Origin of the sequence: Variovorax sp. CCNWLW235 (assembly GCF_037204085.1) — a bacterium.
In the GTDB taxonomy this organism is placed as follows: Bacteria; Pseudomonadota; Gammaproteobacteria; order Burkholderiales; family Burkholderiaceae_C; genus Variovorax.
The window spans coordinates 160,367-186,727 of sequence record NZ_JBBCBW010000004.1 but is presented as its reverse complement, the minus strand read 5'-3'; the positions used below and the strand labels follow the sequence as shown (position 1 = coordinate 186,727).

Below are 26,361 nucleotides of genomic sequence, written 5' to 3'. Positions count from 1 at the left end.
CGTGCCGGCCTTTTAGAACTGCGCTGAGTTTTGCTGCTGGCTTTGCGCCTGCGACTGCTCGGCAGCAGGTTCGTTCGCCGGGTCGGCAGGCTGCGGTTCCGAAGGCAGCGGCACAGTCGGCGCCGCCGCCGTGGACGACGCGCGGTCGCGCTGCTCGGTCACCACGCAGTGGATGAACTGCAGCTTGCCCACGGCGGCGCGGGGCAGCACGAACGGGTAGTAGTCAGGCTGGCCCATGCTGCGCGACAGTTCGTTCAGCACATTGGTCAGCAGCACCCAGCCGTTCAGAAAGTCCAGGAATTTGGCGGCGCCGGGATGCTCCGGCCGCCACAGGTCTTCGAGCGTGAACAGGTCGCTTGCGAGTTCGACGTTGGTGGCGTCCACGCCGAAGCTCATCGCCGTGTCGGTGGTGTCGGCCATGTGCAGGTAGTGCGCCCAGGTTTCGGCCCAGTCTTCCCACGGATGCATGCTCGCGTAGCTGCTCACGAAGTGAATCGACCAGTCGAGCGGCGGCCCCTGCTCATAGTGCCGCTGGAGTGCCGCGGTGTAGTCGGCACGCTCGTCGCCGAAGAGCGCGCGAAACTCGTCGAGCCACGGCGTTGGCTGCACCAGCAGGTCCCAGTAGTAGTGGCCGATCTCATGGCGAAAGTGCCCGAGCAAAGTTCGGTAGGGCTCGCGCATCTCGGCGCGGATGCGTTCGCGCACCGCATCTTCGGCCTCTTCGGCGTTGAGGGTGATCACGCCGTGCTCGTGGCCGGTCATCACATGCGGGCTGCCCGGCATGTTGCTCAGAAAGTCGAACGCCAGGCCATGCGCCGGATCGGCGTGGCGGCTCACCACCGGCAGCCCGAGCGCCAGCAGCTGCGAAATGAGCCGGCGCTTCGCATGCTCCAGCTTGCGCCATAGCTCGCCGTTGCTTTCCACCGAAAGGTCTGGAATGGTGCGGTTGACGCTGCACGCCAGGCAGTAGCCGGGGGCCAGGCCGTCGGTGTTGAACGAAGGGTCGTCGCCCTCGCGCGGCGCCGGCACCATCCAGTTGCAGCTGGCTGCCGTCATCAGGTTGGCGCAGCGGCGGTATCTCTTGCCGTCCGGATTGCCGAACACGGTGAAGGTGTCGGGCGCGGGGCGCTCGCCCTCCGCTTCCGCATCGGTTTCGCCGGCGTCTTCGACAGGCGCGAGCGGCACCACGCCGAGCCGATCGATCACGTACCCGAGCGGCGTGCCGCAGGCCAGGCACTGGCTGTTGCGCAGGAACACCGGCCGGCCGCACTGGCAGCGGTAGGCGCGGCTGACGGTGGGCGCGGCAAGTTCGGCCGCGAGGTTGGGCGCCGCGGGCGGGGTTTGCTGATCGGCTGCGCCGGCCTGGTCGCCGGGTTGATTGCCGGTTTGGTCGCCGGGTTGCACGGCGGGTTGATCGGATTGGGGAGCCATGTCGTTTTTTTGTTTTCTCGGAAGCAGTGCGGGACAGCACGTGCATTGTGCGTGCCGTTGCATCGGCGCCCATTCGCGCAAAGACCGATATGCTTGTAGGACGACGGACCCGCACCCAAAGCCGGGCCGCCGCTCCACGATGCCCACTCCCCCGCCTGAAGCCGCACCGCCGGCCCCGCCGACCCTCGGCACCATGCGCGAACGCTACGGTCCGCGCTACCGCTGGTACCTGCTGGTCTCGGTCATGGTGGGCGTGATGGCGTCGATCATGTCGTCGACCATCGTCAACGTGGCGATCCCGGGCATGAGCCACCACTTCTCGCTCGGCCAGGAGCGGGCGCAATGGGTGAGTTCGGGCTTCATGGTGGCCATGACCGTCTCGATGCTGACCACGCCCTGGCTGCTGTCGCGCTACGGCTACAGGCGCACCTACGTGGGCACCATGGTGCTGCTGCTCGCGGGCGGCGTGGCGGGCGGGCTGGCCAACAACTTCACGCTGGTGCTGCTGGCGCGCGTGGCCGAAGGGCTTGCGGCCGGCGTGGTGCAGCCTATTCCGGCCATCATCATCCTGCGCGCCTTCGAGCCGCACGAACAGGGGCGCGCCAGCGGCATCTTCGGCATGGGCGTGGTGCTGGCGCCGGCCATCGGCCCGAGCATCGGCGGGGTGCTGGTCGATTTGTTCGGCTGGCGCTCCATCTTCTTCATGGTGGTGCCGTTCTGCCTGGCCTCGCTCTGGCTGGCCTACAAGTTCGTGCCCACCACGGCGCCGGGCGGCGTGGCAGCCTCGCGCGGCAGCGGGCTCGACTGGCGGGGCCTGGCACTGGGCACGGCGGGCACGCTCTGCCTGCTGAACGGGCTGGTCGAACTGCGCGGCGACTCGCCCTTCGAAGCCGCCCTGCTGCTGACCGGCGCGCTGGCAGCCTTTGCGGGCTTCATCTGGTGGCAGCGCCGGTTCGCGGCCTCGGGCGGCACGCCGCTGATGAACCTGGGCCTCTTCCAGTACCGCCAGTTCGCCATGGGCAGCGTGGTCGCCTTCATCTACGGCACGGCGCTGTTCGGCTCGACCTACCTGCTGCCGGTGTACATGCAGGTGGGGCTGCAGCTGTCGGCCTCGCACGTCGGCACCATCCTGCTGCCGGCGGGCATCGTGCTGGCCGTGGCCATTGCGGGCGTGGGCCGGCTGGCCGACCGGCAGCCGACGTGGCTGCTGGTGAGCATCGGGCTGGCGCTGCTGGCAGCCTCGTTTGCGCTGATGGTGGTGCTGAGGCTCGACAGCGCCCTGTGGCTCCTGGTGGCGTTTGCCATCATCGGGCGCATCGGGCTCGGCTTCATCCTGCCTTCGCTCAACCTGGGTTCGATGCGCCCGCTGGCCAAGCCGCTGATTCCGCAAGGTGCCAGCGCCATCAACTTCTTGCGCATGCTGGGCGGCGCGGCCGGCGTGAGCCTGTGCGCCATCGTGCTCGAGTGGCGGCTGGCGGCGCATGGCGATTCGCTTGCCAACCCGACGAGCAGCGCGGCGCGGCTGGCGGCCTTCGACGAGGTGTTTCTGATGCTGGCGGCGTTGTGCGCAATAGCCATTTGTGCCGCTTGGCAGTTGCGTCAACCGGCGCAACAGGAAGGGTAATCACTTAGTAGACATTCACCCCTGTCGTTTCTAATTGTTAATACTTGTTAGTTAATTGGATGGGGTGATCTACATGCAACGCAGAAGTTTTGTCGCCTCATCGGCGGTTTTCGCCGCTGGCCTGGCCCGCCTGTCATCGGCACATGCAGCCGAGATGGGCGTGACCGACACCGAGATCCTGCTCGGCAGTTCGGCCGTGCTGAGCGGCCCGCTCGGTTCGCAGATCAAGGTCGTGCACAACGGCGCCGCGCTGGCCTTCGATGCCGCCAACGAACAAGGCGGCGTGGGCGGGCGCAAGATCAAGCTGGTGGCACTGGACGACGAGCTGAAGCCTGAAAAGGCGCTCGAAAACTACGGCAAGCTGCTGAACGACCACCGCGTGTTCGCCTTCTTCGGCTGCGTGGGCTCGGGCACCACCTCTGCCGCGGCCAAGCTGCTGCAGCAAAGCGGCGCACCCAGCGTGGGCGGCTACGGCGTGGGCGACAGCGCCCGCGAGCGCGTGGCGGGCTCGGCCTACTTCGTGCGCGCCAGCAATGCCCGCGAGGCGCAGGCGCTGGTCGAGCACCTCTCGACCATCGGCGTGAGCAAGATCGCGATCGCCCACCTGGACAACCCCGGCGGCCTTGAAGCGGTAAAGCTGATCGAGGCGGCCATGGCCACCCACAAGCAGGCTCCGACGGCGGTGGTGGCGGTGAAGGGCGACGGATCGACCTCGGCCGCCGCGGGCAAGGCGCTTGCCGACAGCCAACCCCAGGCCGTGCTGATGTACCTGGCCGGCACGGTAACCGGCGAAGTGATCAAGGCGATGTATGCCGCCGGCAGCAAGCCGATGTTCTACGGCATGTCGGTCGTCTCGGGCGAAGTCACGGCCAAGGTGGTTCCGCTGCAGGCCGGCGGGCTGGCCATTTCGCAGGTCACGCCCTACCCCTGGGGCGAAGTGGAAGCCGTCACGCGCGACTACCGCCGCCTCGCCGAGCGCGCCCAGGTGCCGGTGGGCTACGGCAGCTTCGAGGGCTACCTGAATGGGCTGGTGATGATCGAAGCGATCAAGCGCACCGGCCGCGACCTGACGCGCGCACGCCTGCATGCCACGCTGCGCGCGCTCAAGCTGCGCCTGGCCGGTATGGACATCGACTTTTCGACCGGTGCCACCACCGGCTCGCGCTTCATCGAAATGGTGCGCGTCACGCCCGAAGGCCGCTTCGTTCGCTGAGCGTTGGGCGGGTTCGTCCGCGGCGGCTGCGCTCGCGCTTTAATAGCGCCATGTGCCAACTGCTCGGAATGAACTGCAACACGCCCACGGACGTGACCTTCAGCTTTACGGGCTTTGCCCAGCGTGGCGGCCGCACCGACCACCACGCCGACGGCTGGGGCATCGCTTTCTTCGAGGACCGGGGGCTTCGGCACTTCGTCGATCACTTGCCCGCGAGCGAATCGCCCGTGGCCGAGCTGATCCGCCGCTACCCCATTCAAAGCCGCAACGTCATTGCGCACATCCGCAAGGCCACGCAGGGCGCCATCAACCTGCAGAACTGCCACCCTTTCGTGCGCGAGCTGTGGGGCCGCTACTGGGTGTTTGCCCACAACGGCGACCTGAAGGACTTTCGTCCGCGCCTGCACGGCAACTTTCACCCCGTGGGCAACACCGACAGCGAGCACGCCTTCTGCTGGCTGATGCAGGAGCTGGCCAAGTCGCATGCAGGCGTGCCGAGCATCGAGGAGCTCACGCTCACGCTGCGCGAACTGGCGCCGCAGCTCGCGCGCCACGGCACCTTCAACTTCATGCTTTCGAACGGCCAGGCGCTTTGGGCCCACGCCTCCACCAACCTCTGGTACGTGGAGCGCCGCCACCCCTTCGTGACCGCGCAGCTGTCGGACGAAGACCTCGAGATCGACTTTGCGCGGCACACGACGCCCAACGACCGCGTGGCGGTGGTGGTGACCGCGCCGCTCACCACCAACGAGACTTGGACGCCGTTCGCGTCCGGCGAACTGCACGTGTTCGTGGACGGGCAGTTGGCACAGCGCTGAAATCGGGCCGCCTACGATGCGGCCATGGTCTCGTTGACGAAGTCGGCGTACTTGCGCAGAGGACGCCCGAGCATGGCCTGCAGCCGATCCGCTGCGCCGTCGGCACCGTGCATGCCGAACTTCCGGATTCCGGCCATCATCAGGCGCATGTCGTAGGCGAGCCAGGACGGCCCCGACGTGGCCATCTGCGCTTCGAAGGCGGCCACGTCATCACCGCCGTAAGCCACTTCACGGCCGAGCGCGGCACTCCAGATCCTGGCCACCGACTCCCCAGTCAGCAACTCACATGTCGCCGTCACCACCACCGACGGGGCCGGTCATGGTGATGTTCAGTTGCGCGATCCGGGGGGACTGTGATCCTGTAATAGCTCCAGCTGTCGGTGCCTCCTGCCAGGCCTTGGGCGACTTGGTTGTTCAGGAGTTGCCGGCTCCAAATTGGGATTGCAGCGGGTCGACTTGAAATTCATCGGCAATTGGAGTTCCATCGCTGCGAAATTGTCTTGCCGCCAACGTAGAGGTTTGGGGACCACCGACCACGCCACTTGGATGCAATCCATGAAACAAAATCTCCATTCTCTGCAATCCCCGGATTTGGCCAGGATTCGCCTTTGTGGGTGCGCTGATTGACACTTGTCGATCCAGTGGGGTTGCCATTTGCGTCGTAGGCCCGGGCATATATATTGCAGGTGCAATTATCATCCTGGGATGCGCTCCATATCATGACGGCCTTCCCCCGGGTTTCATGGCAATATGCCGCCTGAGCTGTATTTGCTGGGACGTCGAACCAAATCAGAAGCTTCTCTCCGTCGATCCTGCATAGAAGAAGTAAATCGGACGCTGATTGCTGGCAGTGGAGGTATTCACCATGATGGAATCCCCGAGCGGGCGCGGCCTGCCCCTGAAAAATAGCAACAAGTCCCAACAGGCACCCGAATGACATCAAAAGCCGCTGCAGCAAGGCATGAGGCATTTATTCGTTCTTTTCCCAGTTCTGATTTCGATGATTTGCTCTTTGAACGGCGGCTCGAAGAAAGGGCATTTATTTCATCGAGATCGGCGCATCAGCATGTCCCTTCGATCTAGGGCCTTGATGTCTTGGTCGATAAAGTTCTCAACGTAGAGTTAAGTTGCCGTCGGCGCTCCATATAGGTACTTCCGGTGGCGGTGATGCCTGGAGCATGGGTAATTCGAACCGCGATCTCAGGCATTGAGGTCGAAAGTGTTCAACGGAAAAAGACACCAGGAATGGTGTTCAAAGCTCACCCGGGCGGGTGCATCGATTTGAGATACAGGGTTCGACAGGGCAGCCGATGATGCGTTGCTACAATTATTAAATATCGAACCAACGCGCGGTCTGAAAAATGAGCCCCCCTATTACTATTCCGGTGTCTCCGGGCGAACTTTTCGACAAGAAGACCATTCTTGAAATCAAGAAGCAACGTATTTCTGATATTCGCAAGCAGGTGCTCATAGACCATGAACTTGCATTGCTGAGTGCCGTGGCGCGCGATGTGCTCGCCAGGACCTCCAGAGCCCCTGAAATCGAAGTGCTGGAACGCAAACTTCTCGCCGTGAACCAGCGCCTTTGGGACATCGAGAATGCAGTGCGCGCCTCAGAAAGAGCTTCTCGCTTCGACGCTGCATTCATCGAAGCGGCGCGACAGGTGTACCTCAACAATGACCATCGCGCCGACTTGAAATACCGCATCAACCTCTTGCTGGGATCCCCGCTGGTCGAGGTCAAAGAACATCTCTGATGTCGAAACAACGTTCACACCTTGACGCGTTGGCGCGCCAGGCGCTCGAACTGCAGCGACAAGGCAATGCGTCTCTAGCGGAAGTCCTCTGGCGGCAGCTTTTGCAGGCCGACCCAAAGCACCCGCAGGCGCTTGCGATGCTTGGCCTCATCTCGGCCTCCAGGGGGGACCTCGCGACCGCCTTGGACGTGATGGCGCGCTCTCTCAGGTACGACCCGCACAACTTGTCGACGGAATTCAATCTTGCACTGGTCCAGCAACAGGCTGGGCGCCCCCTCGAGGCGCTGAGCGGCTTCGAGCGGGTCTTGGCCCGGCGGCCGGGCGACTTCCGCGTGCTTGACAAGATGGGAATGGCACTGCATCAGCTCCACCGGTACGAGGCCGCCGTCGATTGCTATTCGCAAGTGCTCCAGTCGACCCCTCATAACGCAGAAGTGCTGAGCCGCAAGGGAAAGTCGCTGTATGAGGGGGGCCGCTACGTCGAGGCGGCGGATGTTTTCCGTCAGGCGCTCGCCATTGCCCCTGATTCGGCCGAAACCCAGATGAACCTCGGAGTAGCGCAGCATGCGCTGAACCAGCACCAAGACGCACTCGCCAGCCTGGAGCGTGCGCTCGCGTCGGATGCGGAGCAGCCCGACATCTTGCTGAACTTCGCCAATGTACTTGCCGCCCTTGACCGCTATGAGGAGGCCATTCCCATCTATCGGCGTTTGCTGAATCACCAGCCGGATGATGGCGACGTGCTGATGAATCTCGCCAATGCCTTGCGTGACCTGCAGCGGTACGACGAGGCGCTTCCCTTCTATGAGCGCGCGATGGTCGTCGAGGGTGCGCCCGCTGGCGTTCGCTGGAACCGCGGTCTATGTCGGTTGGCAGCGGGCGACTTGAAGCGAGGCTTCTCGGATTATGAAGTCCGGTTCAACGAAAGACGGCTTCAAAACTCGGCCCCAGATTTGGAAACACCGAGGTGGTCGGGGAGCGAATCACTTGCTGGCAAAACGCTGCTGGTCTATGCCGAACAGGGGCTCGGCGATACTTTGCAGTTCTGCCGGTATGCCTCCCTTGTCAGCGTGCTTGGCGGACGTGTCGTGTTGGAGGTGCAGCCCGCGCTATTGGGCATCCTGAAATCGCTGGCGGGAGTTGATTTGCTCGTGGGTCGTGGCGAGCCCGTACCGCCGCATGACTTTAATTGCCCACTTGCGAGCCTGCCTTTGGCACTGGGTACGACATTTCAGACGATTCCAGCCTCCGCTCCTTACCTGCAGCCCGATGATGCGCTTGTGGCTCGGTTCACAGAGGTCGTGACAGCGCGACCCGCACCGCGCATTGGCGTGGCGTGGTCCGGCAACCCAGACCATCCGGAAAATCATCGGAGGTCCATTGACCTATCAAGGCTCATGGCCTCATTGCCACAATGGGCCAGCGTCTGGAGTCTGGTGCCGCGAGATTCATCGGTCGACGAGTACGACAAGGCCGCCGCAGAAGACCGCGCTGTCCTTCACCACTTCGAAGAGACGCGCTTCGTTCATACGGCCGCGCAGATGGCTGCACTTGACTTGGTCGTCACTGTCGACACCTCCATTGCCCATCTTGCGGGAGCTCTTGGTGCCAAAACATGGCTTCTGCTTCCTTACGTGGCTGATTGGCGCTGGTTCTCGAGCCGGACAGACAGCCCTTGGTATCCGACTGTCCGTGTTTTTCGGCAGCCATCGCCTGGGGATTGGGCTGATGTTCTGTCGAAGCTAAGACAAGCTCTGACTGAGACATTCGGAATGCGGGGTGAGGCTGTCCCTCAGGTCTCGAAATAGACCCAGGGGGTCCGCAGCACCGCTTCAGCTGCTGACAACTTTTTTCTGACACTTTTTCGCAACAACGCAAGAAAGTATGGAGAACGGTGGCTTGTCGTCGAATAATAACGGTTCTCATTTGTATTTCAGACCGAACTGCCCATGCCCGTTGCTCCGTTTCTCCGGCTTCGCCCGACCGTGGCCGCCTCACTGCTCGCCCTTCACGCCGTAGCAGCCCTTGCCCAGACCACCACCACGGAACCCGCTGCCTCCCCGCCGATTGCCGCCCCTGGAGGCACGCTGGCCACCGTCACCGTCGAAGCCAGCGCCGACGCATCGGCCGAAGGCCTGGCCAAGCCCTATGCCGGCGGCCAGGTGGCGCGCGGCGGCCGCGTTGGCATCCTGGGCAACCAGGACATGATGAGCACGCCGTTTTCGAGCACCAACTACACCAACGAGCTGATCCAGGACCAGCAAGCCAAGAGCGTTGCCGACGTGCTGCTCAACGACCCGTCGGTGCGCCAGGCGCGCGGCTTCGGCAACTTCCAGGAACTCTATGTGGTGCGCGGCTTCCCCGTGTACTCGGACGACGTGGCCTACAACGGCCTATACGGCATGCTGCCGCGCCAGTACATCGCTTCTGAATTCTTCGAGCGCGTGGAAGTGTTCCGCGGCGCCAACTCCTTCCTGAACGGCGCAGCGCCCGGCGGCAGCGGTATCGGCGGCGCGATCAACCTGCTGCCCAAGCGCGCGCCGAACGAGCCGCTCACCCGCGTCGGCTTCGGCGTGCAGACCGGCGGCCAAGGCTACGTGAACCTCGACCTGGCGCGCCGCTTCGGTCCCGACGACAGCCTGGGCGTGCGGGTGAATGCCGTGCGCCGCGAAGGCGGTACCGGCGTCCACAAGGAGAGCCAGCAGCTCAGCGCTTTCGCCGTCGGCCTGGACTGGCGCAACCGCAACGTGCGGCTGTCGGCCGACTTCGGCTACCAGGACTACGACCTGAAGGACGGCCGCCCGAGCCTCACGCCCTCGTCGACGCTGCCGATCCCCAGCGCGCCCGACGCCAGCACCAACTTTGCGCAGCCCTGGACCTACTCGAAGGAAAAGGACAAGTTCGCCACCTTCCGCGGTGAAGTCGACATCACCGACAACATCACCGCCTGGGCCGCGGGCGGCGTGCGCCGCAGCGACGAAGACAACGTGCTGGCGAACCCGACGCTCGCCGACGCGTTCGGCAACACCAGCGGCACGCGTTTCAGCAACACGCGCAAGGACCGCATCGGCACCGCCGAGATCGGCGTGCGCGGCAATTTCGCGACCGGGCCGGTGAAGCACACCGTGGTGGCTTCGGCCGCCACATACAGCAACGACCGCGACAACGCCTACACGATCTCGCGCGACCGAATCCGCAACAACATCTACATGCCTTACGCGTCGCCGTTTCCGGTGGCCAACAGCTTCACCGGCAACACGCTCGAAGACCCGCGATTGACCGACAAGATCGAGACCTCGAGCGTTGCGGTGGCCGACACCATGTCGTTCATGGACGACCGTCTGCTGGTCACGCTCGGCGTGCGTCGCCAGACCATCGAGCAGACCAGCTTCGCCTACAACACGATCAAGGAAACGAGCACCTACGACAAGAGCAAGACCACGCCGGTGGCCGGCATCGTGTTCAAGGTCACGCCGAGCACCTCGGTCTACGCCAACTACATCGAAGCCCTCGTCAAGGGCAACGTGGCGCCCGGCACGGTCAACAGCCGTCCGGTCACCAACGCCGGCGAGGTGTTCGCGCCCTACCAGGCCAAGCAGAAGGAAATCGGCGTCAAGTACGACGGCGGCACGATCGGTGCGAGCGCTGCCTTCTTCACCACCGACCAGCCGACCTACCAATACGAGGGCCAGACCTACGGCCTCTACGGCAAGCAGCGCAACCAGGGCCTGGAGTTCTCGGTGTTCGGCCAGCCTGCCAAGGGCCTGCGCCTGCTGGGCGGCTTGACGCTGCTCGACGCGAAGCAGAAGAACACCCAGGGCGGTGCGACCGACGGCTTCACCGCCATCGGCGTGGCCAAGCAGCAGGCCAATCTCGGCGCCGAATGGGACGTGCCGGGCGTGCGCAACCTGTCGCTGAATGCACGCCTGCTGTACACCTCCAAGCAGTACGCCAACGCCACCAACACGCAGCAAATTCCGGGCTGGACGCGCTTCGACATCGGCGCACGCTACCTGGTTGACCTGGGCAACGGCCGCGCGCTCACGCTGCGCGCGCGCATCGACAACCTGTTCAACAAGTCGTACTGGGCGTCGGTGGGCGGCACGCAGGGCTCCAACTACCTGGTCCTGGGCGCACCGCGCACCTTTGCGGTGAGCGGCACCATCGATTTCTGATGCGCGCCTTCTGGACCGCAGTGCACCGCTTCGCGGGGCTCGCGGTTGCACTGTTCCTGATCGTCTCGGGCCTGACCGGCGCCGTGATCTCGTGGGACCACGAGATCGACGGCTGGCTCAATAGCGAGCTCTACGACACGGACTCGCGCGGCCCGTTCCGCGATCCGTTCGACCTGGCGGCCGCCGTGGAGGCGCACGACCCGCGCGCGCGGGTCGCGTACATGCCGCTCGGCTTCGAGGAAGGCCACGCGGCCGGCTACTTCGTGCAGCCGCGCACCGACCCCGCCACCGGCAAGCCCTATCAGCTCGGCTACAACCGCGTGTACGTCGATCCGGTCACGGCCGAGATCCGCGGCCAGCGCGATTCGGCTGCGATCTCGCTCAAGCCCGAGACGCTGATGCCCTTCCTGCGCAAGCTGCACTACACGCTGCATGTGCCGGCCGTCTGGGGCATCGACCGGCTGGGCCACTGGATCATGGGCACGGTGGCGCTGGTGTGGCTGCTCGACAGCTTTGTTGCGCTGTACCTCACCACGCCGCGGCGCCAGCGGCGGTCCGCGCATCCCGAACACCGCGCCGCGCGCGAATGGTGGCGGCGCTGGAAGCCGGCCTGGGCCGTGCGCTGGGCCGCGGGCGGCTACAAGCTCAACTTCGACCTGCACCGCGCGGGCGGGCTGTGGATATGGGTGCTGATCATCATCATCGCGTTCACCTCGTTCTCGCTCAATCTCTACAAGGAAATCTTCCACCCGATGCTGTCGCTGGTGTCGAAGACGACGCCGGGGCCCTCGGCGCTGGTGCCGCTCGCGCCGCTGGGCGCGCGCATCGAACCCGCCATCGGCTTCCGCCAGATCGTTGCCGACGCCGAGGCCGAAGCACGCCGGCGCGGCTGGACCACGCCGCTCGGCGGTGTGTTCTACAACCAGCGCGGCGGCTTCTACAACGTGTCGTTCTTCGACCACGCCTCGCACGACGACAGCGACGGCATGGGCCTGTCGAACCTCTACCTGGACGGCCGCGACGGCCACATCATCAGCAGCAACCGGCCATGGCACGGCACCGCCGCCGACGTGTTCGCGCAGCTGCAATTGCCGCTGCACGGCGGGCGCATCCTCGGGCTGCCGGGGCGCATCCTGATGTCGCTCATGGGGTTGGCCGTGGCGGGCCTGTCAGTCACAGGCATCGTGATCTGGTGGCGCAAGCGGCGCGCGCGGCTGCTGCAGACACGTTGGCAGCGCGAGGCGCTACCCGAGGAACTCAGCGCTATGCAGCCAGGTGCGCCTCGAGCGCATCGATGAACATCTTCGGCACATCGAAGCCGGTCTGCTCGGTGATCTCCTGAAAGCAGGTCGGGCTCGTCACGTTGATCTCGGTGACCGAGTCGCCGATCACGTCGAGCCCGATCAAGAGCAGCCCGCGCGGCGCGAGCACCCGGCCAATGGCCTCGGCGATTTCGCGGTTGCGCGCCGTGAGCGGCTGCGCCACGCCCTTGCCGCCGGCTGCCAGGTTGCCGCGCACTTCGGTGCCTTGCGGAATGCGCGCCAGCACGAACGGCGCCGGCTCGCCCGCGATGATCAGGATGCGCTTGTCGCCCTGCACGACCTCGGGCACGAAGCGCTGCACCATGATGGTTTCGGCGCCGTCCTTGTTGAGCGTCTCGACGATGGAGCCGAGGTTCAGCGCGTCCTGCTTCACGCGGAAGATGCCCATGCCGCCCATGCCGTCGAGCGGCTTCAGGATGATGTCGCCATGCTCGGCATGAAAGTCGCGCACGGCCTGCGGGCTGCGCGTGACCAGCGTGGGCGTGACGAACTGCGGAAACTCCATGATCGCGAGCTTCTCGGGGTGGTCGCGCAGCGCGCTCGGCTTGTTCACCACGCGCGCGCCTTCGCGCTCGGCCTGCTCGAGCAGGTGCGTGGCATAGATGTACTCGGCGTCGAAGGGCGGGTCCTTGCGCATCAGCACAGCATCGAAATCCTTCAGCGCCTTGGCCTCGCTGATGTCGACGCGGTACCAGTCCCTTGCGTCTCCGGTGAGCGTGATCTGCTGCACCGTGGCGGTGACCTGCCCGCCCGATTTCCACTGGATGTCCTGCGGCAGGCAGGCCGCGATGCGATAGCCGCGGCGCTGGGCCTCGCGCATCATCGAGAACGTGGTGTCCTTGTAGATCTTGAAATGGTCGAGCGGGTCGGCGACGAAGAGGATGTTTTTCATCAGTGAGTCTTTCCGGCGCCGGGTGTGGCCGCCATGTTGCTGCTGTCTGGCGCGATGTTGCCGGAAGCGGCGATGTCCTTGCCGGCGGAGGCCTTTGCCTTCGTGCGCCCGGCCTGCTGCACCGCCAATGCCAGCGCACCGGCCACCACGCCCCAGAAGGCCGAGCCGATGCCCAGGATGGCCACGCCCGAGAGCGTGACCAGGAAGGTGATGATCGCGGCCTCGCGGTGCGGCTCGTCGCGCACCGCGCCAGCCAGCCCGCTGCCGATGGTGCCCAGCAGTGCCAGGCCGGCAATGGCGGCGACCAGCTCTTTGGGAAACGCCGTGAGCAGCCCGGTGACCGCCGCGCCGAAGAACGCGATCACCACGTAGATGGCGCCGCAGCTTGCGGCCGCCGTGTAGCGCCGCGCCGGGTCTTCATGCGCCTCGCGGCCCATGCAGATGGCGGCGCTGATGGCGCCCAGGTTCAAGGCAAACGCGCCAAAAGGCGCCAGCACCAGTGTTGCCAGCCCGGTGATGGTGATGAGCTTGCTGACCGGCAGGTCGCCGTAGCCCGCCGCACGTATGGTCGCCACGCCCGGCAGGTTCTGCGAAGCCATGGTGACGATGAAAAGCGGCAAGGCCAGGCTGACGATGGCCTGCCAGCTGAACACCGGCATGGTGAACACGGGCCAGGTGAGCGAGAAGTGCACTGCCGACCAGCTCAGCTCGCCGCGCGCGGCCACGAAGGCAATGGCAACCAGCAGCGTGAGCGGCACCGCATAGCGCGGCAGCAAGCGCTTGGCGACGAGGTAGGTGCCGAGCATCAAGAGCACCAGCGGCAGCGCCGTTTTCGCGGCAATGAACGCATCGAGCCCGAAGCGCGCGAGCACACCGGCAAGCAGCGCCGAGGCAATCGCCATCGGAATCTTGTTCATGACCCGTTCGAACCAGCCCGTGGAGCCCGCCAGCACGATCAGCGCGGCGCAGGCAATGAAGGCGCCGACCGCCTCACCCATGCCGTAGCTGCCCGCCGCCACGGCAAGCACCGCCGCGCCCGGCGTGCTCCAGGCAATCATCACCGGCTTGCGCCACCACAGCGACAGCACGATGGAAGGCAGGCCCATGCCGATGCCCAGCGCCCACATCCACGAGGCCGCGATTTCGGGCGTGGCGCCGAAAGCCTGCGCGGCCTGGAACACGATGGCCACCGAACTCGTGAAACCCACGAGCACGGCGACGAAGCCGGCGGTGAAGGCCGAGAGGCTGAGGTCCTTGAAAAACGACATCCGGCGATTGTGCCGGCTGGCCGACCCGATCGCGCGAGGCCGCCTTTCAGGTGGTCGAACCGAGGTAGGCCCGCGCGAGCGCCCCGTCGGCCGCGATCTCGGCCGCACTGCCTTCGGCCACGATGCGCCCGCCCTCGATCACGTAGGCACGGTCGCACAGCGCCAGCGCGAGTGCCGCCATCTGGTCGACCAGCACCACGGTCAGCCCTTCGGCCCGCAGCCCGTCGAGCGCCTTGAACAGTTCGGCGATGATCTTCGGCGCCAGGCCCAGCGAGGGTTCGTCGAGCAGCAGCACGCGCGGCTTCGACATCAGGCCGCGCGCAATCGCCAGCATCTGCTGCTCGCCGCCCGAGAGCAGGCCGGCGCGCTGGTGCAGCCGCTCGCGCAGGCGCGGAAAGCGCCCGAGCATGGCCTCGGTGCGCGCCTCGATGTCGCGGCCGTCGAGAAAAGCTCCCAGCCGGATGTTGTCCCGCACGCTGAGTTCGGGAAACACCTGCCGGCCTTCGGGCACCAGCACCAGGCCATGCGCCACCACGCGCTCGGCCGCCAGGCCCGCGAGTTCGATGCCGTCGATATGGATGCCGCCCTGCACCGGCCGGTGCAAGCCAGCGAGCGAACGCATCAATGTCGATTTGCCCGCGCCGTTGGCGCCGAGCAGCGCCACCAGTTCGCCGCGCCGCACGCGCAGGTCGATGCCGTGCAGCACCGGCTCCGCGCCGTAGCCGGCGACAAGGCCGCCGACGCCGAGCAGCTCGGGTGCGTCGGCCGGCAGCGGTGGGCGCGGCGCTTGGCCGTCCGCAGGTGCATCGCCTGCCGCCATGGCTTCGCCGAGGTAGGCCTTGCGCACCGCGGGGTCGGCCTGGATCGCGGCCACGCCGCCCACGGCCAGCCTGCGGCCGGCATCGAGCACCACGATGTGGTCCGAGATGCCCATCACCAGATCCATGTCGTGCTCGACCAGCAGCACGCCGATGCCCGCGGCCGCGATGCGCTGCAGCAGCGCGGCAAGGCGGGCCTTGTCCTCGCGCGAGAGGCCGGCCGCGGGCTCGTCGAGCAAGAGCGCTTGCGGCGCAGTGGCCAGCGCGCGTGCGATCTCGACCAGCCGCCGGTCGACGTGCGCGAGATCGGCGGCCCGCACCTGCGCCGACCCCGCATAGCCGCAGAACGCGAGCAGCCGCCGCGCCTCGGAACGTGCCGCCGCCGAGCGGAAACGCGGCGCGCCGAGCAGCGGCCCGAGCGTGCCACGGCCGAGCGCGAGCGCCACGTTGTCTTCCACGCTGAGGCTGCCGAAGAGTTGGGAGGTCTGGTAGGTGCGCGCAACGCCGGCGCGCGCAATGCGATAGGCACGCTGCCCTTGCAAGGCCGACTCGCCCAGGCGAAAGCCGCCGCCGGTGGGCCGGTAGAACCCGCTCAGCATGTTCAGCACGGTGGTCTTGCCGGCACCGTTGGGGCCGATCAGGCTGGTAATGCCGCCGGGCTGCGTGGCAAAGGCAAGGTCGCCCACCGCGCGCACCCCGCCGAACTGCATCGTGAGGCCCTCGGTGCGAATCGGCGCGCCCGCTGCGCGCGGCGCGAGTCCCGTATCTCCACTGGCCGCAAGCGGCGCTTCGGCGGGCTGCATGCCCATGCGGGCTGCAACGCGGCGCCAGAGCCCGGCCGCGCCCTCGGGCGCAACCCAGAGCACCACCAGCAGGAGCAGGCCGAAGATCAGCAGCCGGTATTCCTCGAAGCTCGCGAGCAGCTCCGGCAGCAGGCCCACCACGAGCGCGCCCACCAGCGGACCCGCGACGGAGCCCGCGCCGCCGATCATCACCACGAGCACGAACAGGATCGACTGGCCGAAGCCGAAGGTGTGCGGCGTGACGAAACCCGAGAGCGGCGCGAACAGCCCGCCGGCCGCGCCCGCGCAGAGCGCCGAGACGGCAAAGGCCACGGTCTTGATGCGCAGCGGATCGAGGCCGATCGATTCGGCCGCGGTTTCGCTGTCGCGCACCGCGCGCATCGCAGCGCCCCAGCCGCCGCGCGAGAGCATCGCGAAGGCCGCGACCGCGATGCCCGCCGTGATCACCGCGAGCATGGCGGCCGCGCGCTCGCCCCGTGCAAGGCCGCCGAGCACCGGACCCGCAATGCCCATGATGCCGTTCTGCCCACCCGTGAGGTCGCGCGCCTCGACGATGGCATGCTCGACGATGAAGCCGAAGGCGATGGTGATCATCGCAAGGTACGGCCCCCTGGCGCGCAGCGCCGGCAGCGCGAGCAATGCGCCCATGGCGCCGGCAATCAGCGCGCCCGCAGGCCAGGCGGCCCAGAAGCTCCAGCCGGCCTTGCCCGTGAGGATGGCGACCGCGTAGGCGCCGATGGCATAGAAGCCCACATGGCCGAAGGACATCTGCCCCGTGAGGCCGAGCAGCACGTTGAGCCCGATGCCCACGATGGCGAACAGCGCAACGTTGGCGAGCACGAAGACGTAATAGCCGTTGACCGTGGCCGCGAGCGCCACGCCTGCCGCCATGGCGGCCGCTAGCCCTGCCAGCGCGGCCCAGCGCATGCCGATGTCGCTCATACTTTTTTCACCGCCGCGCGCCCGAAGAGCCCCTGCGGCCGCAGCGCGAGCACCGCGATCACGAGGCCGAAGGTCAATATCTGCGTGTAGCCCGAGCCGAGCGTGGCGGTGATCAGCGCCTCGGCCAGGCCGAACAGCAGGCCCGCGCCCATCACGCCCCATGCACTGGTAATGCCGCCGAGAATCGCGACCGCAAAAGCCTTGAGCCCGAACAGCGTGCCCATGTCGGCCTGCACGTTGAAGAGCGGCGCAATCAGCACGCCCGCCACGCCCGCGAGCACCGCCGAGAGCGCAAAGGCCGCAGCCACCGCGCGGCGGATCGGAATGCCCATGAGCCGCGCGGCCGCCGGGTTCTGCACCACGGCCAGCATGCCGATGCCCCAGCGCGTGCGGCGCGCCACCAGGTGCAGCACCGCCGCAAGCGCAAGGCCGGCGAGCGGAATCAGCAACTGCAGCGGATACACACCGAGCCCCACCTCGCCCACCTGCAGCGGCGTGACCGCGAGCGGCGAAGGCAGGCTGCGCGGCTCCTTGCCGAAGGTGAACATCACCAGGTTGTCGACCACCATGCCGAGCGCGACCGTTGCCATCAGCCAGGCTTCGGAACCGCGGCTCGCGAAAGGCCGCACGGCCGCGAACTCGACCAGAAGGCCGTAGGCGCCGCAGAGCGCGAGCGCCAGCAGCACCGCAAGCGCCATCGGCCAGCCCAGTGTCTGCGCGAACCAGAAGGTGAAGACCGCGCCCAGCATCATTGCGCTGCCCTGCGCGAAGTTGACGGTGCCCGACACGGCATAGGTCACGTGGAAGCCGAGCGCGATCAGCCCGTACATGCTGCCGAGCCCCAGCCCGCTGATCCATGCGGACAGCAGCATCATTTCGCCGCGGCCATGCCCACCGGCAGGATGCGGTTGTCGATGAACTGCGCCCATACGTAGTCGCTTGCGGTCACCGCGTCGTGAACGCCGGGCGAGAAGGGCTTGTCGTAGGTCTTGATGAGCCCTTCGTACTTGCCGATCTTGTAGAAGCCCTGGCGCACCGCGTCGCCGTCGGTCGAGCCGGCGGCCGCAATGGCCAGCGCGGCGAGTTGCATGCCGTCATAGGCATTGGCCACGCCCACGGCCGGAGTGATGTCGTCCGGGCCCTTGATGGCCGGGTACTTTGCCTTGAGCGCCGCGATCACCTTCTCGCCGACCGGCGACTGCTTGCCGAAGAAGCTGTAGGTCTGCACGAAGTGCACGTTCTTGCCGTTCGGGCCGGCCAGCTCCGTGAAACGACCGCCCGCCGGACCCCAGTGCGAAACGATCGGCACTTGCCAGCCCATGCGGTCGAGCGACTTGACCACCTGCGCCGAGGGACCGACGTTGCCCACCATGAAGAGCGTGTCGGCGCCCGCGGCCTTCAGGCGCGTGAGCTGCGGCACCACGTCGACGTCGTTGCCGTCGAACTTCTCCACGCCCACGGCCTTCAGGCCCTTGGCCGCCAGCGCGGCGTGCAGGCCCTTCTCGTTCGATTCGCCCCAGGGGTTGTTGACCAGGATCATGCCGAACTTGCTCGACTTGAAGGTTTTCTGCGCGTAGTCGAGCATGCCGACGTTGACGATCTCGTCGACCGCCGAGACGCGGAAGGCGAAGTTGGGATTGGCGCCGTTCTTGGTGATGGGAGTGCCTGCGGCCCAGGGGCCCATGAAGGGCGTCTTCTCCTGGTTGGCAATTGGCACGATGGCCATGGACACGGGCGTGTCGAGCCCGCCGAACAGCACCGCGACCTTCTCCTTGAAGATCAGTTCGCGCGCGGAGACCACGCCCTTCGCGGGATTGGCTTCGTCGTCGCGGCGCACCAGTTCGAGCTTGCGCCCGCCAAGCAGGCCACCCTTGGCATTGATCTCGTCGATGGCGACCGTGAGGCCGCGCGTGATGGCCTCGCCGGCCAGCGCCGACTGGCCCGAAAGCGCGGTGACTAGGCCGATCTTGATCGGATCTGCAGCGAAGGCTGTACCCGTCGAAAGGCAGGCCGCGGCGGCGGCCAGGCAAAGCGAGCGGCGGCTCAGTCGGGGAAGGCGGATGGTGCGGGTCATGGCGGACTCCTGGTCGAAGGGGGACAACAACGGGCGGCACCCAACAAGGTGCATCGGCATCCGCCGAAGCGGCTGGCTCGCTCCGGATGCAAGCGCCATGCCAAGTCAACAATCCATTACTCATATTGTCGACAATTCATGCTTTTGCAGGTCGACAATTCGGCACGAGAATTGCTGCAACCATCTCAAGCCTTTCGCCATGCACCGCCATGGCCCACCAATGGAGAACCCCATGGATACACCTGCTGCGCCCACGCTCACCGACCCTGCCGCCGTGGTCGACGAATTCCTTCGGTTGGTGATGATTCCCGACCCGGAGTCGGCCTCGCGCTACACCGCACCCGCCATTCGCATCCGCTTCACGGGCAACCGCCCGATGCGGGCACCCGGCGACACCTCGGCCTTCAACGCCAAGCGCTATGCGTGGGTCAAGAAGAAGATCGAGCGCACCGAGGTGGTGGCCGGTGGCACGCCCGAAGAAACCGTGGTCTACAGCCTGGGCACGCTCTACGGCGCATGGCCGGACGGCACGGCTTTCGAGGGCAACCGCTACGTCGACCGCTACGTGGTGAGCCACGGGCTCATCGTTCAGATGGACGTGTGGAACGACAGCGCCGAGTGGCTGCTGGTGCGCGCCGGGCTTGCAGTGCTGTGAGGCAAGGCGCATGACAACGCGTTGGCCCGAGCTGCTGCCCTCGCACGGGCGCTTCGACTACCGGCCGATCACGCGCCGGCCCGACTACGCGTGGCCCAACGGCGCGCGGCTTGCGGTGTACCTGGGCTTCAACATCGAGCACTTCGCGTTCGGCGACGGGCTCGGCGCCTGCATCGGCCCGGCCTCGCCGCAGCCCGACGTGCTGAACCACGGCTGGCGCGAGTACGGCAACCGCGTGGGCGCCTGGCGCTGCATCGAGCTCTTCGATGCGCTCGGACTGCCCACTGGCGCCCTGGTGAACACAGCGCTCTACGACCACTGCCCGGAACTTGTGGCGGCCCTGGTGGCGCGCGGCGACGAACTCATCGGCCACGGCCACAGCAATGCCGAGCGCCAGGGTGCGCTGGACGAAGCCCATGAACGCGCACTGCTCGTGCGCTGCCGCGAGCGCATGCTGCGCGAGAGCGGGCAGGCGCCCGCGGGATGGCTGTCGCCGTGGATCTCCGAAAGCGCGCTCACGCCCGACCTGCTGACGGAGACCGGCTACGGCTACACCCTCAACTGGTGCCACGACGACCAGCCCGTGCGCATGCGCACGCGCGGAGGCGGCGCCATCTGGTCGGTGCCGTATCCGCAGGAGCTCAACGACATTCCGATGATCGTCGGCCGGCTGATGGACGCGAAGGACTTCAGCGCGATGGTGATCGACAACTTCGACGAGATGCGCGAGCAGGCACGTGCGCAGCCGCTGGTGATGGGCCTCGCACTGCATCCGTACATCGTGGGCCAGCCTTACCGGCTGCGGCACCTGCGCACGGCGCTCGCGCACCTTGCACGCGCGCGCGACCGCGGCGAGATCTGGTTCACCACGCCGGGTGCGATTGCGGCGCACGTCGCGCAGCTTGCTGTCGAGCGACCCGGGGAGTTCGACTGAAGCGGGCTCGATAATCGGCGCGTCGTCCTGCTCATCCTGCCCATGGCCCGCTCTCCTTCTTCGCTGAAAACCACTGCTGCAAGGCAGCCCGCCGCGGACGCCGCGCCCGACGGCGACGTCGAGGAGCGCATCTACCGCTCGGTGTTCGAAGGCGTGACCCACCAGCGTCTTGCGCCCGGCACCAAGCTGCCCGAGGCGTCGCTGTGCGAGCTGTTCGGCGTGAGCCGCGCGATGGTGCGCAAGGTGCTGCAGAGGCTTGCGCACGACCACATCGTGGAGCTGCGGCCGAACCGCGGCGCCATCGTGGCCATGCCCTCGCCGGAGGAAACGCGGCAGATCTTCGAGGCCCGCCGTGCGCTCGAAGCCGCGCTGGTGCGCATGGCGGTGCGCAACGCCACGCGCGCCGAAATTGCCGAACTGCGCCGGCACCTGAAGGAAGAGCATGCGGCAATGCACCGCTACACGCAGCCCGAATGGGCGCGGCTCGCGAGCTCGTTCCACCTGAGGGTCGCGCGGCTCGCGCGCAACCCGATCCTGGAACGCTACCTGACGGAGCTGATGTCGCGCTGCTCGCTGATCGTGGCGCTCTACGAGCCGCCCGGCAATGCCGCTTGCGAGCACGGCGAGCATGCGGAGGTGGTCGACGCGATTGCACGAGGCGACGCCGACACCGCCGTGCGGCTCATGGAAGAGCACCTGCTGGTGCTCGAGCGCAACATCGCGCTCGACCGTCCGGCCTCGCAGCGCAGCCTGGGGCAGATGCTGGGCCTGAGCTGAGCCGCCAGCCTGCAGCCGCACGCAGGCGGCCTGCGCCGCTTCAAATCTCGATCTTCGAGCCCAGCTCCACCACCGCGTTGTTCGGCAGCCCCAGGAACGCGGCCGCGCCGCTCGCGTTGTGGTGCATCTGCGCAAACAGCTTTTCGCGCCACGGCGCCATGCCGCTGCCGAGCGTGGGAATGACGACGTCGCGCGAGAGGAAATAGCTCGTCGCCATGGGCTCGAGCTGGCAGCCGCGCAGGCGCGCATGGTCGAGCGCGCGCGGCAGGTCGACGTCGTTCTTGAAGCCGTAGTGCACGATGATCTGCCAGCAATGGTGGCCGAGCGCCTCGATCTCGATGCGCTTGTCCATGGGGATCCAGGGCACCTCGTGGTTGCGCACGGTGACGAACATGTTCTGCTCGTGCAGCACCTTGTTGTGCTTCAGGTTGTGCAGCAGTGCGTTGGGCACCACGCCCGGCTCGGCGGTAAGGAACACCGCCGTGCCTTCCACGCGCGCAGGCGGGCTTTCGAATACCGAGTCGAGAAAGGCCTTGAGCTCGATTGCATCGGCGCGCTGCACCTCGCCCATCAGGCGGCGGCCTTCCTTCCAGGTGATCATCAAGGTGAACACGAAGCCGCCGATCACCAGCGGGAACCAGCCGCCTTCGAACAGCTTGAGCAGGTTGGATGCGAAGAACAGGAAGTCGACCACGAAGAAGACGGCGGTGGACGCGATGCACAGCGCCAGCGGCAGCTTCCACGCATAGCGGATCACGAAGAAGGTCAGCACCGTGGTGATGAGCATGTCGGTGGTGACCGCAATGCCGTACGCGGCGGCCAGGCTGCTCGACGAGCGGAACATGACCACGGCCAGCACGATGGCCACGAACAGGCCCCAGTTGACCAGCGGAATGTAGATCTGCCCGGCCGTGCGAACACTGGTGTGCTCGATGTTCAGGCGCGGCAGGTAGCCCAGCTGGATGACCTGGCGCGTCACGCTGAAGGCGCCGGTAATGAGCGCCTGCGACGCGATGACGGTAGCCGCCGTGGCCAGCAGCACCAGCGGAATGAGCGCCCACTCAGGCGCCATCATGAAGAAGGGATTCTTCACCGCGTCGGGGTTCTCGAGCAGCAATGCGCCCTGCCCGAAGTAGTTGAGCGTGAGCGCCGGCATCACGACCGTGAACCACGCCACGCGGATCGGCCGCTTGCCGAAGTGGCCCAGGTCGGCATAGAGCGCCTCGGCGCCGGTCACGCACAGCACGGTGGCGCCCAGCAGAATGAAGCTGATGCCGGGGTTGTCCCACATGAACTTCAGCGCGAACCAGGGGTTCAGCGCCTTGAGGATCTCGGGGTGGTGAATGATCTGCGACACGCCGAGCACCGCGATGGCCAGGAACCACGCCAGCGTGATGGGGCCGAAGAACTTGCCGATGCCCGCGGTGCCGCGCTTTTGCACCACGAAGAGGCAGAACAGCACCACCAGCGTGATCGGCAGCACATAGTGCTTGAAGTGCGGCGACACCACTTCGAGGCCCTCCACCGCGGAAAGCACCGAAATGGCGGGCGTGATGACACCGTCGCCATAGAAGAGCGAGGTGCCGAAGATGCCCACCAGCAGCAGCACGTTGCGCAGCCTGGGCTTGTCGGCCACCGCACGCGAGGCCAGCGCCAGCATGGCGACCAGGCCGCCCTCGCCTTCGTTGTCGGCCCGCAGCACCAGCACCACGTACTTGATCGACACGATGACGGTGAGCGTCCAGAAGAACATCGACAGGATGCCGTAGACGTTCTCGACGGTGAAAGGCAGGTGGCCGTGGCCGAACACTTCCTTGACTGCATACAGCACGCTGGTGCCGATGTCGCCATAGACGACACCGATGGTGCCGATGATCAAGGCGGCGGCGGAAGAAGATTTGGGAGGTGACACGAAGTCGATGGGAAAAAGAGCGAATTGCAAGCGCGTAACCAGGCGTTACGCGCACCGGAGTGCTGCCGCGGTGGAGTTTCCAGCCGCTGCGCGCACCCTCCGCCCTTTTCTTTCCTTTGCTGTGGGGCCGCTATTTTGCCGCCGACCGCACCCGCCGCAACCCGCTCGGCAAAATCATTCGTAGATTTCGGCGTCCGGATCGGTGGCTTCCATCTCGTAGCTGGCCGCCACCATGGCCAGGCGGCCCACCACGCCATACATGTAGAAGCGGTTCGGCGCGCTCGCGCCGGGCTTGGCGCCGGGCTGCGGCAGATGCGCACTTTCGGAGAACGCCAGCGGCACGAAGCTCGCGCCCGGCGACTTGAGGTTCTCGTCCGGGGCGCGCTCGGCGTGCACGCGATAGAAGCCGCCCACCACGTAGCGGTCCATCATGTAGACCACGGGTTCGGCCACGCCGTTGTGCACCCGCTCGTTGGTGAGCACGCCTTCCTGGACGATCACCTCGCCGGGCCCGCGCAGCTCCCTGGCCGCGGCGGCCTTGGTGCTTGCTGCGGCACGGGGCTTTCCGACCAGGCCTTCGACCTCTTTGGCGTCGTGCACCGTGATCACGCCCGGACCGTCGCTGCCGGTATGGCCCTTGACGATCACGAACGGCTTCTCGTTGATGCCGTATTCCTTGTACTTGCGGCGCACCTTGGTCAGCACCGCATCCACATGGCTGGTCAGCACGTCGATGCCGCGGCCTTCGGCAAAGTCGACGCCTTCAGCGCGCGCATAGATGGGGTTGATGAGCCAGGGGTCGATGCCCAGCAGCTTGCCGAAGCGCTTGGAGAGCTCTTCGTAGCTGTGCAGGTGGTTGCTCTTGCGCCGCACCGACCAGCCGGCATGCAGCGGCGGCAGCAGGTACTGCTCGTGCAGGTCTTCCAGGATGCCCGGCGTGCCGGCCGAAAGCTCGTTGTTGAGCAGGATGGTGCAGGGGTCGAAATTCTTGAGCCCCAGGCGCCGCTTGCTGCGCACCACAGGCTCCAGGCACACCGTTTCGCCGTTGGGCAGCTCAATCTTCTTGGGCGACTTGATGGCCGGATCGATCGACCCCACCCGCACGTTGAGCCCCGCCATGTGGAAGATGCGCACCAGCTGCGCAATGTTGGCCAGGTAGAAGGTGTTCTTCGAGTGGTTCTCGGGAATGACGAGCAGGTTGCGCGCCTCCGGACAGATCTTCTCGATGGCGGCCTGGGCGGCCTGCACTGCCAGCGGCAGCATCTCCTTGGTGAGATTGTTCCAGCCGCCCGGGAAAAGATTGGTGTCGACCGGCGCGAGCTTGAAGCCGGCGTTGCGGATGTCGACGGCGCTGTAGAACGGCGGCGTGTGCTCCATCCATTCGAGCCGGAACCAGCGCTCGATGGCGGGCGTCGAGTCGAGTACCCGCTGCTCCAGTTCGTTGATCGGGCCGGTCAGGGCGGTGACGAGATGCGGAACCATGCGGCGGCCTTGTTGGTTTTGTACTTGAAGGTAGAGCGGAATTGTAGGATTTGGGGGTGGCCGCCCCAATGACAAGACTACGTACGGCAGTCTTGGTTCAATCCGCCCGCCTTCGGTGCATCAACTCCGGACTTCGCCCTGCCCCAGCACCACATACTTGAGCGAGGTCAGGCCTTCGATGCCGACCGGTCCGCGTGCATGGAATTTGTCGGTGCTGATGCCGATCTCGGCCCCCAGGCCAAACTCGAAACCGTCTGCGAAGCGTGTACTCGCATTGACCATGACGCTCGCCGAATCGACCTCGCGCAGAAAACGCTGCGCATGCACGTGGTCGCGCGTGACGATGGCGTCGGTGTGGTGGCTCGAGTAGCGGTTGATGTGCGCAATGGCCTCGTCGACCCCTTCGACCACCTTGATGCTGATCACCGCGGCAAGGTATTCCTCGGACCAGTCGGACTCGACCGCATCGACGATTTTTCCGCTTGAACTGACGGCATCGTCCGCGCGCAGGATGCGGGCCGCGACCGGGTCGCAGCGCATTTCCACGCCCTTGGCCGCAAAGATGGCCCCAATGCGGGGCAGGAAGTCTTCGGCCACCGCCGCCGAGACCAGCAGGCCTTCGGCCGCGTTGCAGGGGCTGTATTTCTGGGTCTTGGCGTTGTCGACGATGCGCAGCGCCATTTCAAACTCCGCCGTGTCGTCCACATAGACGTGGCAGTTGCCGTCCAGGTGCTTGATGACCGGCACCTTGGCGTCGCGGCTGATGCGCTCGATCAGGCCCTTGCCGCCGCGCGGAATGATCACGTCCACGAACTCGGGCATGGCGATGAGCTGCCCCACGGCTTCGCGGTCGGTGGTTTGCACCAGTTGCACCGCCTCGACCGGCAGGCCGGCCTCGGCCAGCGCCTCGGACACCAGCAGCGCCAGCGCCTTGTTCGATTCGATGGCCTCCGAGCCGCCGCGCAGTATGGCCGCGTTGCCGCTCTTGATGGCCAGGCTCGCGGCCTCGATGGTCACGTTGGGCCGGCTCTCGTAGATCATGCCGAACACGCCGATGGGCACTCGCATCTGGCCCACGCGAATGCCGCTGGGCTGCTGCTTCATGCCGATGATCTCGCCGATCACGTCCGCCATGCCCGCGAGCTGCTCACAGCCCTGCGCCACGGTCTCGATGACCTTGGGCGTGAGCTTGAGGCGGTCGACCATCGGCGCCGACAGGCCCGCGGCCGTGGCGCGCTCCAGGTCCTTCTGGTTGGCCTCGGAAAGGCCCGGGCCGGCTTCGCGCAGGCGCTTGGCCAGGGCCTTCAATGCTCTGTTTTTGGTAGCTGCATCCGCACGGGCCATGAGGAATGCAGCGGATTTGGCTTGCAGGCCGAGGGCCTGCATGTGCTCGCTGACGTTGAACGCGTTCATGTCGGCATTTTCCTGCATTTGAATCAACCCCGGGCTTTGCACCCTTTGGGC

Annotated in this window: 20 protein-coding genes; 10 read left to right on the top strand and 10 right to left on the bottom strand. The window is 66.2% G+C overall.

Going from position 1 to position 26,361, the window contains the following annotated elements:
* Positions 1 to 12: 12 nt before the first annotated feature.
* The gene (locus tag V9L21_RS07045) at positions 13 to 1,431 is read right to left on the bottom strand and encodes a zinc-binding metallopeptidase family protein (protein ID WP_337310375.1); all 1,419 of its coding nucleotides are present in this window, start codon (positions 1,429 to 1,431) and stop codon (positions 13 to 15) included.
* A gap of 139 nt (positions 1,432 to 1,570) precedes the next feature.
* Here V9L21_RS07045 and V9L21_RS07040 point away from each other — a divergent pair, with 139 nt between their 5' ends.
* From V9L21_RS07040 to V9L21_RS07030, 3 genes are all read left to right on the top strand, one after another.
* Positions 1,571 to 3,055, top strand: a complete 1,485-nt coding sequence (locus V9L21_RS07040) for an MFS transporter (RefSeq protein WP_337310373.1) — start codon at positions 1,571 to 1,573, stop codon at positions 3,053 to 3,055.
* A 73-nt stretch (positions 3,056 to 3,128) separates the two neighbouring features.
* Complete coding sequence (locus V9L21_RS07035) at positions 3,129 to 4,268, top strand: ABC transporter substrate-binding protein (RefSeq protein ID WP_337310371.1); 1,140 nt, start codon at positions 3,129 to 3,131, stop codon at positions 4,266 to 4,268.
* A 50-nt stretch (positions 4,269 to 4,318) separates the two neighbouring features.
* On the top strand, positions 4,319 to 5,086 hold the full coding sequence (locus V9L21_RS07030; RefSeq protein ID WP_337310369.1) for a class II glutamine amidotransferase: 768 nt from the start codon (positions 4,319 to 4,321) through the stop codon (positions 5,084 to 5,086).
* An 11-nt stretch (positions 5,087 to 5,097) separates the two neighbouring features.
* Here V9L21_RS07030 and V9L21_RS07025 read toward each other — a convergent pair whose 3' ends face one another.
* Positions 5,098 to 5,385 carry a hypothetical protein gene (locus V9L21_RS07025; protein WP_337310367.1) on the bottom strand — a complete coding sequence of 96 codons (288 nt, stop codon included), beginning with the start codon at positions 5,383 to 5,385 and terminating at the stop codon, positions 5,098 to 5,100.
* Between the two features lie 1,062 nt (positions 5,386 to 6,447).
* On the opposite strand from V9L21_RS07025, the gene V9L21_RS07020 reads away from it, so the two are divergent.
* The 4 genes from V9L21_RS07020 to V9L21_RS07005 all read left to right on the top strand — a co-directional run bounded on the left by V9L21_RS07020 (position 6,448) and on the right by V9L21_RS07005 (position 12,316).
* The gene (locus V9L21_RS07020) at positions 6,448 to 6,843 is read left to right on the top strand and encodes a hypothetical protein (protein WP_337310365.1); all 396 of its coding nucleotides are present in this window, start codon (positions 6,448 to 6,450) and stop codon (positions 6,841 to 6,843) included.
* On the top strand, positions 6,843 to 8,651 hold the full coding sequence (locus V9L21_RS07015; protein ID WP_337310363.1) for a tetratricopeptide repeat protein: 1,809 nt from the start codon (positions 6,843 to 6,845) through the stop codon (positions 8,649 to 8,651). Before V9L21_RS07020 ends, V9L21_RS07015 begins: the two co-directional genes overlap by 1 nt.
* Before the next feature lie 141 nt (positions 8,652 to 8,792).
* Positions 8,793 to 11,018 (top strand): TonB-dependent receptor, encoded by a 2,226-nt coding sequence (locus tag V9L21_RS07010; RefSeq protein WP_337310361.1) that lies wholly within the window; start codon positions 8,793 to 8,795, stop codon positions 11,016 to 11,018.
* A complete protein-coding gene (locus V9L21_RS07005; RefSeq protein ID WP_337310359.1) occupies positions 11,018 to 12,316 on the top strand; it encodes a PepSY-associated TM helix domain-containing protein in 1,299 nt (432 codons plus the stop codon). The genes V9L21_RS07010 and V9L21_RS07005 overlap by 1 nt, the downstream gene beginning before the upstream one ends.
* On the opposite strand, the gene gshB is transcribed toward V9L21_RS07005, so the two are convergent.
* Genes gshB through V9L21_RS06980 form a run of 5 tightly spaced genes read right to left on the bottom strand, consistent with a single transcriptional unit; the run spans position 12,282 to position 19,137 of the window.
* Entirely contained in the window at positions 12,282 to 13,232 is a 951-nt protein-coding gene (gshB, locus tag V9L21_RS07000) for a glutathione synthase (RefSeq protein WP_337310357.1), read from the bottom strand. The two genes, V9L21_RS07005 and gshB, sit on opposite strands and share 35 nt — an antisense overlap.
* Positions 13,232 to 14,500: a benzoate/H(+) symporter BenE family transporter gene (locus V9L21_RS06995; protein ID WP_337310355.1), complete on the bottom strand. Its 1,269-nt coding sequence runs from the start codon at positions 14,498 to 14,500 to the stop codon at positions 13,232 to 13,234. Before V9L21_RS06995 ends, gshB begins: the two co-directional genes overlap by 1 nt.
* 46 nt (positions 14,501 to 14,546) lie before the next feature.
* Positions 14,547 to 17,063, bottom strand: a complete 2,517-nt coding sequence (locus tag V9L21_RS06990) for a branched-chain amino acid ABC transporter ATP-binding protein/permease (protein WP_443304509.1) — start codon at positions 17,061 to 17,063, stop codon at positions 14,547 to 14,549.
* Entirely contained in the window at positions 17,060 to 17,938 is an 879-nt protein-coding gene (locus V9L21_RS06985; protein WP_337310353.1) for a branched-chain amino acid ABC transporter permease, read from the bottom strand. The genes V9L21_RS06990 and V9L21_RS06985 overlap by 4 nt, the downstream gene beginning before the upstream one ends.
* A complete protein-coding gene (locus V9L21_RS06980) occupies positions 17,935 to 19,137 on the bottom strand; it encodes an ABC transporter substrate-binding protein (protein ID WP_337310351.1) in 1,203 nt (400 codons plus the stop codon). The genes V9L21_RS06985 and V9L21_RS06980 overlap by 4 nt, the downstream gene beginning before the upstream one ends.
* A 232-nt stretch (positions 19,138 to 19,369) precedes the next feature.
* Between V9L21_RS06980 and V9L21_RS06975 the strand changes: the two genes are divergently transcribed.
* Genes V9L21_RS06975 through V9L21_RS06965 form a run of 3 tightly spaced genes read left to right on the top strand, consistent with a single transcriptional unit; the run spans position 19,370 to position 21,503 of the window.
* Entirely contained in the window at positions 19,370 to 19,792 is a 423-nt protein-coding gene (locus V9L21_RS06975; protein ID WP_337310349.1) for a nuclear transport factor 2 family protein, read from the top strand.
* Between the two features lie 10 nt (positions 19,793 to 19,802).
* Positions 19,803 to 20,726 (top strand): polysaccharide deacetylase family protein, encoded by a 924-nt coding sequence (locus V9L21_RS06970; protein WP_337310347.1) that lies wholly within the window; start codon positions 19,803 to 19,805, stop codon positions 20,724 to 20,726.
* Positions 20,727 to 20,768: 42 nt separating this feature from the next.
* The gene (locus V9L21_RS06965) at positions 20,769 to 21,503 is read left to right on the top strand and encodes a GntR family transcriptional regulator (RefSeq protein WP_337310345.1); all 735 of its coding nucleotides are present in this window, start codon (positions 20,769 to 20,771) and stop codon (positions 21,501 to 21,503) included.
* 40 nt (positions 21,504 to 21,543) lie between these two features.
* Here the strand turns inward: V9L21_RS06965 and V9L21_RS06960 are convergent, their stop codons facing one another.
* From V9L21_RS06960 to V9L21_RS06950, 3 genes are all read right to left on the bottom strand, one after another.
* Positions 21,544 to 23,415, bottom strand: a complete 1,872-nt coding sequence (locus V9L21_RS06960) for a potassium transporter Kup (RefSeq protein ID WP_337310343.1) — start codon at positions 23,413 to 23,415, stop codon at positions 21,544 to 21,546.
* A gap of 174 nt (positions 23,416 to 23,589) precedes the next feature.
* Entirely contained in the window at positions 23,590 to 24,897 is a 1,308-nt protein-coding gene (gshA, locus tag V9L21_RS06955; RefSeq protein ID WP_337310341.1) for a glutamate--cysteine ligase, read from the bottom strand.
* Positions 24,898 to 25,017: 120 nt separating this feature from the next.
* On the bottom strand, positions 25,018 to 26,310 hold the full coding sequence (locus V9L21_RS06950) for a glutamate-5-semialdehyde dehydrogenase (RefSeq protein ID WP_337310339.1): 1,293 nt from the start codon (positions 26,308 to 26,310) through the stop codon (positions 25,018 to 25,020).
* Positions 26,311 to 26,361 lie beyond the last annotated feature (51 nt).